The 13,148-nt window shown below is 33.8% G+C and carries 11 protein-coding genes and 1 pseudogene; all 12 read left to right on the top strand.

The genetic code is table 11. The features are described from left to right. Positions 1–6: 6 nt before the first annotated feature. A complete protein-coding gene (gene cpxR / locus PR808_RS18840; protein ID WP_206085856.1) occupies positions 7–705 on the top strand; it encodes an envelope stress response regulator transcription factor CpxR in 699 nt (232 codons plus the stop codon). Then, positions 702–2,072 carry an envelope stress sensor histidine kinase CpxA gene (gene cpxA / locus PR808_RS18835; protein WP_047756819.1) on the top strand — a complete coding sequence of 457 codons (1,371 nt, stop codon included), beginning with the start codon at positions 702–704 and terminating at the stop codon, positions 2,070–2,072. Before cpxR ends, cpxA begins: the two co-directional genes overlap by 4 nt. A 485-nt stretch (positions 2,073–2,557) precedes the next feature. Next, the gene (locus PR808_RS18830) at positions 2,558–3,997 is read left to right on the top strand and encodes a capsule assembly Wzi family protein (protein ID WP_272539879.1); all 1,440 of its coding nucleotides are present in this window, start codon (positions 2,558–2,560) and stop codon (positions 3,995–3,997) included. A gap of 773 nt (positions 3,998–4,770) precedes the next feature. Next, positions 4,771–5,760, top strand: coding sequence for an NAD/NADP octopine/nopaline dehydrogenase family protein (locus PR808_RS18825; RefSeq protein ID WP_272539878.1), 990 nt, complete (start codon positions 4,771–4,773; stop codon positions 5,758–5,760). Between the two features lie 2 nt (positions 5,761–5,762). Next, on the top strand, positions 5,763–7,571 hold the full coding sequence (locus tag PR808_RS18820) for an aminotransferase class I/II-fold pyridoxal phosphate-dependent enzyme (protein WP_272539877.1): 1,809 nt from the start codon (positions 5,763–5,765) through the stop codon (positions 7,569–7,571). Then, positions 7,572–7,961 carry a ParB N-terminal domain-containing protein gene (locus tag PR808_RS18815; RefSeq protein ID WP_272539876.1) on the top strand — a complete coding sequence of 130 codons (390 nt, stop codon included), beginning with the start codon at positions 7,572–7,574 and terminating at the stop codon, positions 7,959–7,961. 24 nt (positions 7,962–7,985) lie between these two features. After that, on the top strand, positions 7,986–8,624 hold the full coding sequence (locus tag PR808_RS18810; RefSeq protein WP_272539875.1) for a LicD family protein: 639 nt from the start codon (positions 7,986–7,988) through the stop codon (positions 8,622–8,624). Positions 8,625–8,660: 36 nt separating this feature from the next. Then, the gene (locus tag PR808_RS18805) at positions 8,661–9,899 is read left to right on the top strand and encodes an oligosaccharide flippase family protein (protein WP_272539874.1); all 1,239 of its coding nucleotides are present in this window, start codon (positions 8,661–8,663) and stop codon (positions 9,897–9,899) included. A 15-nt stretch (positions 9,900–9,914) separates the two neighbouring features. Then, on the top strand, positions 9,915–10,745 hold the full coding sequence (locus PR808_RS18800) for a glycosyltransferase (RefSeq protein WP_272539873.1): 831 nt from the start codon (positions 9,915–9,917) through the stop codon (positions 10,743–10,745). A 42-nt stretch (positions 10,746–10,787) separates the two neighbouring features. Further along, a complete protein-coding gene (locus PR808_RS18795) occupies positions 10,788–11,621 on the top strand; it encodes a glycosyltransferase (protein ID WP_272539872.1) in 834 nt (277 codons plus the stop codon). Between the two features lie 319 nt (positions 11,622–11,940). Beyond that, positions 11,941–12,828: a hypothetical protein gene (locus PR808_RS18790; RefSeq protein WP_272539871.1), complete on the top strand. Its 888-nt coding sequence runs from the start codon at positions 11,941–11,943 to the stop codon at positions 12,826–12,828. 77 nt (positions 12,829–12,905) lie between these two features. After that, positions 12,906–13,148: pseudogene (locus PR808_RS18785) on the top strand (UDP-glucose 6-dehydrogenase); the annotation flags it as partial.

The raw sequence follows: 13,148 nt of genomic DNA, 5'->3' as shown, positions 1-13,148 counted from the left end.
TAAAAAATGCATAAAATCCTATTAGTTGATGACGACCGTGAACTCACGTCGCTCTTAAAAGAACTGCTGGAAATGGAAGGTTTCAATGTCGTCATCGCTTATGATGGTGAACAGGCATTGCAACAGATTGACTCATCCATTGATTTGCTTTTATTGGATGTCATGATGCCGAAAAAAAATGGTATTGAGACACTCAAAGAATTGCGCCAAATTCATCAGACCCCTGTCATTATGTTAACCGCTCGTGGTAGTGAGTTAGATAAAGTACTGGGCTTGGAATTAGGTGCGGATGACTATCTACCAAAACCGTTTAATGACCGTGAGCTCGTGGCACGTATTCGTGCGTTATTACGCCGCTCAAACTGGAGTGAACAAACACAGGATAGCAACAGCAATACCCCTGTATTGCAAGTTGATAAACTGCAACTCAACCCAGGTCGCCAAGAAGCCAGTTTCGATAATGAAATTTTGGACTTAACGGGCACCGAATTCACCTTGTTATATCTGTTAGCACAACATTTAGGCCAAGTAGTTTCACGAGAACACCTTAGCCAAGAAGTTTTGGGTAAACGCCTAACACCGTTTGACCGTGCTATTGATATGCATATTTCGAATTTGCGCCGTAAATTACCAGAACGCACTGATGGCCAACCTTGGTTTAAAACCTTACGTGGCCGTGGTTACTTAATGGTTTCTGCCACATGATCAACAGCTTAACCGCAAGGATCTTTGCGATTTTCTGGTTTACCCTCGCACTAGTGCTAATGCTAGTGCTGATGGTGCCCAAGCTCGACTCTCGGCAAATCACCGTCCTGATGGAAAGTGAACAACGCCAAGGGGAGATGCTTGAGCAACATATTGAAGCCGAACTCGCACAAGCTCCCATGAATGACCTACTTTGGTGGCGTCGGATTTCCAACGCCATCAAAAAATGGGCGCCGCCGGGTCAGCGGCTAATTATTGTCACCAGTGAAGGCCGTGTTATTGGTGCGATGCCCAGTGAAATGCAGGTGATCCGTAACTTTATTGGTCAATCCGATAACGCCGATCACCCCAAAAAGAAAAAATATGGCCGAGCTGAAATTCTCGGGCCGTTCTCTATTCGTGATGGCGAAGACCACTATCAACTCTATTTAGTGCGCCCAGCCAGCAGCCCGCAATCTGACTTTATTAACTTATTGTTTGATAGGCCATTCTTGCTCTTAATTGCCACCATGTTAATCAGTGCCCCACTGTTATTATGGCTATCTTGGAGCTTAGCTCGACCCGCTCGAAAACTCAAAATGGCAGCCGATGATGTGGCCAAAGGGAATTTGCGGCCGCACCCTGAACTGGAAGCTGGGCCTCAAGAGTTCCTCTCCGCAGGGAACAGTTTCAATCAGATGATCAGCGCACTTGATGGCATGGTGAGTGCACAACAGCGCTTAATTTCTGATATTTCACATGAACTACGCACCCCACTCACTCGCTTACAACTGGCAACCGCCCTATTACGCCGTCGCCATGGTGAAAGTAAAGAGCTGGAGCGCATCGAAACCGAAACGCATCGTTTAGATAGCATGATCAATGACTTGTTGGTGCTCTCACGTAGCCAACATAAAAATGAAATTCTGCGCGAAAATATCAAAGCCGATGAACTTTGGGGGGATATTTTAGATGATGCCAGCTTCGAAGCGGAACAGATGAACAAAACGCTCGATATCACCTCAAACCCAGGCCCTTGGCCGTTGTATTGCAATCCTTCAGCGGTGGGCAGTGCGTTTGAAAATATTGTCCGTAATGCGCTGCGTTATTCACATACCCATATTGCTGTTGATTTTAAAGAAGAAAACAACGGTATTTTGATTACTGTGGATGATGATGGCCCAGGTGTTAGCCCTGCAGACCGTGAGCATATCTTCCGCCCATTCTACCGTACCGATGAAGCGCGAGACCGTGAAACTGGCGGTACAGGGTTAGGCTTAGCAATTGTTGAAACTGCGATTACACAGCATAAAGGCTGGGTGAAAGCCGATGACAGCCCTCTGGGCGGGCTAAGGTTACAAATCTGGCTACCTGAGCACGGCCGTTAAGCCATTTCAAACATTACTCCCAAAAGCCTTCTATTTAAAATAGAGGGCTTTTTTATTTCTATTCCCCAAATGGATTTATAAGCACCTAATATAGAATATTCTTATATTGAGTTCCCATAGCAATAAACCCTAAACCATCCTGCAAAATATTAATCTGTTTATTTTAAATTCAAATAACAAAGCAAAATTAAATCTCAATAAAATTGAAATAATAGACACACAAATCTAATGCATATCACATTGCTATATATTTTAATAAGTTACTCTTTCCTATCCCGAATAGTTTAATCTGATATTCTATTTTACTTAATTTAATTGTGATGATTGCTTCTCGACATAACACGGGTGGCTCACCCGTTAAAATTAGCATACTTATAATAAAGCAAAATATCACCACACTTTATATTGGTTTAATTTTTAGAAATTTATTTATCTTTATTGACCTGTTCAATATTAGGCGAACTCAACTTCAAACGGATTTATCAATGAAAAAATTCAAGCTTACCAAGCTGGCAATGCTTGCGGTATTAGGCGCAATGAGCGCACACAGTGTGGCGGGGGGATTAGTCCTACCCAATGATAACTTACGCAGTGATTTAGCATGGCTTTCAGAGCGTAACGTCATTCAAATTAGCTTATCCACTTGGCCACTCTCCCAAGAAGAAATTACCCGCTCGTTGAATAATGCAAATATTACCAATAGCGAACAAGAAGCGATTATTCAGCGTATTAAGAAAAACCTAGACCGTAAAAAGAACAGTGTTCAACTGGAAACGCACTTTGCCTCTAGCCATAACTCTATGCCGCAAGGCTTTGCCCAAAGTGAAAAAAGTGACATTCGTTACACCGTTTCAGGTAACTACAGCACAGACGATGTGGATTTAAACCTCACCGCTAATGGTGAGCGCGCTCTGCGCGTTGAAAATGGTTCTGACTACAACCTCAATGGCTCATATGGTGGTGTAAAAATTTGGAACCAATGGGTCACTTTTGGTGAGATCCCACAATGGTGGGGCCCTGGCCACGACGGCAGCTTAATTCGTACCGATGCGGCTCGCCCTGTTACTGGCTTTTTGCTGCAACGCGCCGACCAAAGCCCATTTGAAACCCCATGGCTTTCTTGGATTGGCTCGTGGCAATATCAGCTCACCGCTGGCCAAATCAAACAATACTCATCCCGGCCAAACACTAAACTGATTGGTTTACGCATGACCATGAACCCAACTGATTTCTTTGAACTCGGCGGTTCCCGCGTAGTCATGTGGGGAGGCGATGGCCGCCCTAATAACTGGAATTCTTTCTGGAATGCCATGGGCGGTAGGGATAATACTGGTGATGTAAATGACGATCCAGGTAACCAACTCGCAGGTTTAGACTTTAAACTGAAACTTTACCCATTAATCGATCTACCTGTCAGCTTATATGGCCAAATGGTCGGTGAAGATGAAGCCAACCTTTTTCCATCGAAAAATGCCTTTATGGGCGGTATCGAGGGCTATCACACGCTATGGGGCCAACCATTAAATTGGTATATTGAAGGCGCCAACACTCACACTGAGTGGAATAAAGATAAAGTCATGTATCGCCACTTTATCTACACTGATGGCTATTACCAACAAGGTGCATCATTAGGCCATGGTATGGGCGGTGATGGCCGTATGTTAACCACCAAAGTGGAATATACCCTTGATGATGATAACCGTGTTAGCACACGTTTGATGTATGCGAAAGTGAATAAGTCTAACTTTGACGGCAACAAGTTATTCCCTAAATCTGAAACCATCAAAGGTGTTGATATGGGTTGGTGGCATAACTTTGACAATGACGTCAGTACTGACGCAAAAGTGTGGGTTTCAAAAACCGATTATGAAACACGCAATGATGTCGGTGCCGCAGTGACGGTAAACGTGCCATTTAAGTGGTAATCATCTTATAGTCACAAGCCATGCTTATTATTGAAATGGATTATGGGTAAACTATAATCCATTAGGTTGCTGACAAAGCAGGATAAAAGCGTGGTTTTTCCTGCTTTGTGTTATCAGCCAAAAATCAATCCTTTGATTTTCCTTAGCCTTTTTCAAAACCTATCCAACCTGCAGCCAAACCGAATCGCTTTGTCAGCAGTCTGACGGATTATAGGTAAACTATAATCCGTTTTTTTGCTAATTTGTTTCTGTTTTGCAGTAAAACATATCTGGCTGAAAAATAAACGTAAAAATTGGGTAAATTAATATTATCAATCACGCATATTATTAATCCATCGTAACGCCAAATTCGCGTAAAAATAGGTATGTTTTATTTTTGAGCTAATTATATCCACATTAAATGCAATGATATAAAAGACTTAACTTAAGCAAAATATTTAATCACGGCACACGCGTATAATAAGAATTATAACCTGATAATTTAAAATAACTTATTCATTTAATACTCCTATTAGGACTATTCTCTAAGACAATCGCAGTGATAGTCACTACCTAGGTTTGGTGGTATTATTAAGCGCTTTTGCTTGACCCGATTCGCCATGAGGCATACCCTTTGGGCGGCAAAAAACAATAAGCCATGCTTATCAATTGAACGCGATAGCAAAAAATGTAACGTTTTCAATTAATAAGTATGCATTTACAAATTCAATGGTGCTCTGGGACCCGACAACCCAGTGCGGTAGCTATGGGTTGAGAACAATATTAAACCTAAAATGAAAACAAAAAATATACTAATTATTGGTGGAGGCAATGTTGGCCATTCACTAGCATATTCTTTATCTGACAAAGCTAATGTTAACCTACTTGTACGTGATAAAACAAAATGGGATACAAAATTAAAGTTTGGTCCAAATGAGTCGCAATCATTTAATGTATTAACTTGGAATGAAAAAATAGAAGACAGTCCAAGTATAATCTTTTTAACATTACCCTTACAATATAGAAAGGATGCTCTTAATAAATTATCACAATTAAACATTCACCATAGTACCATCGTGGCCATTCCCGGCTATGGGAATTTTGAAGACCTCATCTCTAGCATCACGGGTTATGAAAAGTTTAACTATGGTTCACTTCAGAGGGTTCCATATATTTGTAGAATAAAAGAATATGGAAAAGAAATTGAAATAACAGGATACAAAGATAAATTATTTTTATACCTTAAGGATAAAAAAGATGATTTATTGGAAACATTTTCCTATCTGTTTAATACACCTACATACTATTTAGAATCCCACTTACAAAACACTCTATCAAACTCAAATCCTCTTCTTCATACATCAAGATTATATTCAATTTTTAACAATGACCTAAAAAAAAGGGAAAAAATATTATTTTATGAAGAGTGGGGTGACGAGTCCTCACACCTGCTAATTAATATGGATAATGAGCTAAAAAAAATCTATAAAGCGAACGGTATAGAAAACTTACATACCGATATTTTAAGTCACTATGGTGTAAGCTCAGCCATAGAATTAACAAATAAAATTAAAAATATCAATGCATTCAAAAAAATTGAAACGCCAATGATTGAAGATGGGAAAGGTCACTATACTGCAGATCTTCAATCAAGATATTTTACTGAAGATTTTGGGATTGGGCTAAAATGCATAGATGATATCGCTATTAAATCTGGCCTGAAATTAAATTTTATACCTATGGTTTTGGATTGGTATAACTCAATTATGAAAGAAGAGGCATAATTATGCAAGTTGTCATACCCGCTGCTGGAATGGGAAATAGGCTTGGAAAATACACAAGTGATAAAACAAAATGTATGGTAGAAGTTCATAACGTTACATTAATTGAACGTTGCTTATCAATTCTTTCAAATTATGATATTTCGCGAATTGTGTTAGTAGTTGGCTATCACAAGAATAAATTAAAGGAGCTTTTAGGTAGTAGTTATAATGGCATAGAGATAATATATATTGATAACGATATATATGATAAAACAAATAATATATATTCAATATACCTTGCCAAAGATGAATTAGTAAAAGACGATACTATTCTATTGGAAAGTGATTTGATTTTTGAAGAAAAAATCATAGAAAATCTTGTATCAAATCAATTTCCAAATATTGCCGTAGTAGATAAATACCAACCATGGATGGATGGAACTGTTGTTGAGATTAATAATAACTTTGATATAGTTAATTTTGTTCCTAAAAAAGATTTTGAGTTTAGTAAAAGCGATTTATATTATAAAACAGTAAATATTTATAAGTTTTCTAAAGAATTTTTGGAAAATACATATGTACCTTTTTTAGAGGCTTATTCAAAAGCATTAGGTCAAAATGAGTATTACGAGCAAGTATTGCGAGTTATCACACTATTAGAAACTCAAGAATTAAAAGCATTACCATTACAGGGTGAAAAATGGTACGAGATAGATGATGTACAAGACCTTGATAATGCTAATGTTATTTTCGCAAAAAAAGAAGAAAAATTAAGCCTATTATCCCGTCGTTACGGTGGTTATTGGCGTTATAGTGACATTATTGATTTCTGCTATTTAGTGAATCCGTATTTTCCTAATAAAACATTTATGGGAGAAATGAAAAACTCGTTTGATACTTTAGTTCGCGAATATCCATCTGGTGCTAATGTACAATCGCTTTTGGCGGCTAAAATGTTCAAGTGTAACCCAGATCAAATCGCCGTAGGAAATGGCGCAGCGGAGCTGATCGATATACTGGCTCAATATAAAAATGAAAAGCTAGGTCTTTTTATTCCAACATTTGAAGAATACTCATCAAGGTTCAAATCTGTAACTCTGCAAAAACTTAATAATCAAAATTTCACATATGATAAGAATGACATTATTAAATTAGCTCAAGAAAATGATGGAGTTATTCTAATTAACCCAGATAATCCATCTGGAAACTTTATCCCATACAAAGATTTACTAGAACTAATTGATTGGTTTAAAGCAAATAAAAAAACATTTATTGTAGATGAGAGCTTTGTAGATTTTGCCGAGAATGGCCTAGACTCAACATTAATGAAAGAAGAAATTCTTAATTTATACTCAGGGTTAATTGTCATAAAAAGTATCAGTAAGAGTTATGGCGTTCCTGGAATTCGCTTAGGTGTTATAGCAAGCTCAAATATTGAATTAATTTCATTAATTAAAAAATCAATCCCTGTGTGGAATATAAATTCTTTAGGCGAATTTTTCTTTCAAATTATTGGGAAATATGAAAAGGTATATGCTAGTGCTTGTAAGCAAATAATTACCGAAAGAAACTCACTATTTGATGCATTATCAAAAAATAAACTACTAACTCCTATTAAATCTCAAGCTAACTATATTTTATGTAAAGTAAGTCTGATTTCATCCAAGGAACTTATTGAAATACTTTGCACTGAGTATAATATTTTAGCGAAAGATTGTGCAGAGAAAAAAGGCTTTGATAATCGGTCATATATTAGATTAGCCGTTAGGGATAGTATTGATAATCAACATTTGATCGATAGCTTACTTGAAATAGAGTCTAAGGTTAAATAAGTGTACCGTTTAGAATTAGTTAATATTGAAAAAATTCAAATTACGGAAGAACATATACCTGAACGTGTTGAATGGCTTGTAGAAAAAATTAAATCGGAGGCACTCTGGCGAGTGCCTTTACTTCTAGAAGAAAATTCATATGCAATTATGGATGGACATCATCGATTTGAGGTTGCAAAACGCTTAGGACTAAAACGAGTTCCTTCAGTCATGTTAAGCTATGACTCACCTGCTGTTAATGTTGTGTCATGGCGTGATGATTTTGAGGTTAATAAAAAAATAGTACAAAATTATATAAAACAGAAAAAAATCTTTCCACATAAAACAACTAAACATATCATTGAACCATACCCTGATGAAATATCTATCCCGATATCCTTTTTATACTAAAACTCTATGCCTACAGGTAGCAAAGTGATTACTAAATATTTAAAAAATATAAAAAGAAATCTATCTTTTTACAAAAGATCTAGAGTTTTAAATAAAGAAAAAGATCAGATGCTAGATAAAATGTATCTTTTTTTCAAACATCAGAAAATAACTTATTGGTTAGAGTATGGCACATTATTAGGAGCAGTGAGAAATAATAAAATCATTCCTCATGATTATGATGTTGACCTTGGATTACTACAATCACAATGGAGTATAGGCATACGCAACGAATTAAAAAAACTAGGTTTTCAGTTTATCAGAGAAATAGCAGTAGATGGTATTGTCTATGAAGAGTCTTACAAATTTAATGGGATAACTATAGATTTTTTCTATTGTTCTATAATAGATAATATAGTAAATACTCCTGTTTTCCGCCCTTTTAAAAATATGACTTGGGATGAGTCATTGAAACAAAAAGGTGGATTTGAACTTTACCTCTTTAAAAATCCATATAATGGCGTACAAGAAATATTATTTGAAAATGAGTACTGGAATGTACCTAAAAATTCTAATCTACATCTGATCAGCTACTATGGTAATAACTATATGATCCCAGAAAAAAACTGGAAGGGCGAAAATGCTGCAGTTGCTATGGATCGCGTAGGTAGAGTTAGTTACTAGTTCTCTTACTAAACTCTTAAATAAAAATTATATATAATGTTCAATAAAAAAATAGTTAGTAATTTTTCATACCTATCTCTAATTCAGATAATCACATTATTAGTTCCTTTTATATATTATCCATACTTAATTAGAAAATATAATATTGCTGATTATGGCCTTGTCGTCTTTATCCAAAGTATAATTATGCTTTTAGCTATTATAGTAGATTTTGGGTTTAATATTTCAGGAACCCGCAGCGCTGCTGAAAACCGAGATAAAAAGACAAGATTAAACATTATATACAGCAGTATTACATATATAAAGATTATTCTTTTTTTTATTTGTCTAGCTGTATATCAAGTATTTATCCTGCTGAATAGTAAATTAAGTCAAGAATATTTCTTATCTAATTTTTTATTTTTAATAGTGCTGGGAGAAGCATTATTTTCACAATGGTTATATTTAGGTCTGGAAAAAATAAAATTCGCCGCTGTGATAAATTTATTTTCTAGGTTTATGTTACTTTTAATCATACTAATTGGAACTAATACTAGTTTAGGTTTTTTCTCATTTCCATTAGCTCTAGTTATTACATCTATGTTAAATGGTATCATTTCAATTTATTTCGTCAGAAAAAAACTACAGATTAAGTTTGTACGCGTTTCCTTTTTTAGAATGAAAAGAGACCTACTAAAATCTTACTCTTTTTTACTATCTAGATCTGTTGGTGTTATTATCTTAAAATTAAATACCTATCTTATTGGTAACTACATAGGCCTAGCTCAGGTAGCCTATTACGACCTAGCTGAAAAATTAATAAATTTAGCTTTAATGCCATTAAATATTTTAAATCAAATACTATATCCCCATATCGCAAAAACAAAAAACTTCAACCTAACATTTAAAATTATTTTTGTACTTCTTATTATATACCTAGCCGCATACCCATTTATATTCCTCTTCGGTGAAGATGTCATAGCTCTATTTGCTGGTGATGACATGCGAGATACTTATCCTTATTTATTAATTCTTTATATTATTCCCATAGCAAATATAGTCACCTATTTTTCTGGAAACTGTGCTTTAATTCTTATTAATAGGAAAAAAGCTTTCAACAACAGTATTTACATATCAGCTTTATTCTATTTATTAGTAATACTATATTTATTAATTACAGAAAACTTTAATATTATAACGCTTTGCTGGGCTCTAGTATTAAACTCAATAGTTACCTGTCTATATAGAGCAATTGCATGCTTTAAAAACAAAGAATTATTTAAAAAATCAGTTTAGAACGGCTATTAAATTATGAATGAAAATGAACTAGTTTCAGTTATATTACCTGTATATAATGCTGAAAAATTTCTTTATGAAGCAATTGACTCAATAATCAGACAAACATACAAAAATCTACAAATCATTATTATAAATGATGGCTCTACCGATAGGTCATTAGATATAATCAATAGTTTCGATGATAAAAGAATACTGATAATTACTCGTGAGAATAAAGGGTTAATATACACTCTCAATGAGGGACTTCATTTATCAAAAGGAAGCTATATTGCCCGAATGGATGCCGACGATATAGCAAGATTTGACCGCATTGAAAAACAGTTGCGTTTTCTGAAAAAAAATAAAAATGTTGCGATTGTTGGCTCTTATGCTAATTTAATTGATGAAGATGGAAATGATATTGGACTCAAAAAAAAACCACATTCAGATAAAATAATAAAAGCTATTTGCTTTTTTGGAAGTCCATTTATACATCCTTCTGTGATGTTTAATAAAAATTTAATCAAAGAAGAACTTTATTATTCTAATAATTTTGTACACGCTGAAGACTATGAATTATGGGCTAGACTAATAGCTAATGAAGAACTAAATTTTTTTAACATCAAAGATACCTTACTAAAGTATCGTATAGTTAGCACTAGCGTAAGCAGAAAATATGAAGATCAACAAAAAAAATCCCATGAAAACATAACAAAAAAATATTTTTTAAAGAAAAGTGATAATTCATCTCTAGATACGACATTATCTTTACTAAAAAATATTATTTTTAATCAGAAAAAGAAATCAAAAGTTCCATTACAGATTATATATGTACTAAGAAAAATGATTAAAAACTTTCGATAACTTTCATATTAATAAGTTCGACTAACTATTATAAGAGTAATCATGCAATATTTTACTAAACCTCAACATAATAAAATATTAACATTAGCTATATCAACTATTTATAAAAACCTTAATGACACTTTAAAATATTTAGAAACATTACCAAAAATAGAAAATGTTGAAATATTAATTATCTGTCAGTTACTTTCTTCTAATATAGAGAATTTAAAACACCAAAAAACCATTTATAATAATGAGATAATCACCTATTATTATAATGAAAAAGGAATTAGTAATAGTAGGAATAGAGCCATAGAAAAAAGTTCATCAAAGTATATATGGTTTCTCGACGATGACATTGAATTAAATATTACGGATATTTATAAATTAATTGAGCTCTTACATGACTCCCAAAGTGACTGTGAATTAGTTAAAATCGGCAGTCTAGAAAATGATAATGAGTTTTATAAAAATTATAATTCTCGAAAATTTGGATTGTGCACTAATTCCGTACAATTACTACAAGTTAGTTCTATTGAAATTATCATTAATAAAGAGTCAATTACGAATAAGAAAGTCTCTTTTAACCCAAAGTTTGGCTTAGGAAGCGATTACCCTGCAGGTGAGGAAAATTTATTTCTTATTAATTTATTTGAGAAAGGAAGCACTATTAATTTTTTAGATATTACTCCTATAAGACATACTACTCTAATGACTTATAGGCTAAAAAAAACTAAAGAGCACTATTTAGCTCAAGGATATATTGCATCAAGATTTCCATTTTATATTAAGTTGCCCTTAATCCTTAGATGGAGTCTGAGAGATAATAAAAAAATATCATTTGTAAAAAGAATTAAATACCTTATATCTGGAAAGTCAATTATGGATTCCTAGCATGTTATTAAAACACAGCCATCTAATAACAATAGTATTATTACTTACCACAAAATTAATGTTATTCTCTACAGTCATTGACAATAGCATAATATACTTAATAGCAATTACGTCCTCATTGTTAATAATACTTTTTAATCATGAAAAAAAAATTATAAAAACAAACAATTTCATTGGGTTAGTTCTATTAATATTAAGCACAATAATATTTTCTTTTTCAAAAATAAATAATGACGTAAGCCTATTAAATTTCATTACCCCTATCAACCTAATAACTATACTAATGGCATATATATCTATATCATATAAACCACTAGTCATGAAAAAATCACTAATTGCATACAGTAACATTATGTCATGCATAATTCTTACTGGTTTATTTTTTTACATCGCATTATCTTTAAATATAATTTCCCCGACTGAAATAGTTCACGCAAGCGACCATGCAGATGAACGTGGCTATTTTTCCTTTCATGGCCTAGTATATTATCCATCTTGGATTTCTATTAATGTATTTGGGTTAACTTTTTATCGATTTACAAGTGTTTTTTGGGAACCTGGAACATTAGGTCTGTACCTTGTATTTCTAATAAGTATAGAGTTAATTAACAACGATACTAAGTTACGAAAGTATAAAATAGGTATATATACAATCAGTGGCCTTCTATCGTTATCCCTTGTTTTTATCTTTTGCATTATAACTTTAGTTCTATTTAGATTTTTATCTAGACATATATCTAGAAATATAAGCAAGAAAAAATTTATATTTAGAACCATACTCATATTTTTAGTTATAGCTGTTTTTTTTACAAGCTATGATTTACTGCATCAGTTGATATTATATAGGCTTGATTTTGATGCTAATCGTGGGTTTGTAGGGAATAATAGAAGTGGCACCTTCACCTCATTTTTATCTCAATTTAGCGATGGCAATATACTACAACAATTATTTGGGTTCGGCCCATACGCAAAATTTGATGGTGATACTACTTCCATATTTCTCAAACTATACCAACGGGGTATTTTAGGGTTTACATTATTTTTTACATCTATATGTTTTTTTGCTGCAAATACAAATAATAAATATTTGTATTTATCATGGATTGTTGGTTTATTAGCCCTGACTCAAATTGAAGGTGCTATTTTTTTTATTATGATGATGATTATTCAAATTAATAAAAAACAATCTGAAAACATCAATACCTAATAAATTATGATACTCATAAAATTATTTATAATCCTACGTTAAAATTTAGCTCTTAATAAAATAATTTGGTCTAACATATGAAAATAGCAATCGCAGGAACCGGCTACGTCGGCCTATCTAACGCCATGTTACTGTCACAACACCACGAAGTGGTTGCGGTGGACATCATCCCTGAAAAAGTGGCGATGTTAAATAATCATCAATCACCGATTGTTGATGCCGAAATTGAACAGTTTTTAACGGAAAAAACACTTAATTTCCGGGCAACGGAAGATAAAACTGAGGCCTACACAGGCGCTCAGTACGTGATTGTGGCTACA

This window comes from Providencia sp. PROV197, assembly GCF_028479625.1.
Classification (GTDB): Bacteria; Pseudomonadota; Gammaproteobacteria; order Enterobacterales; family Enterobacteriaceae; genus Providencia; species Providencia vermicola.
The sequence above is the reverse complement of the archived record's forward strand: the minus strand, read 5'-3'. Positions and strand labels throughout refer to the sequence as shown.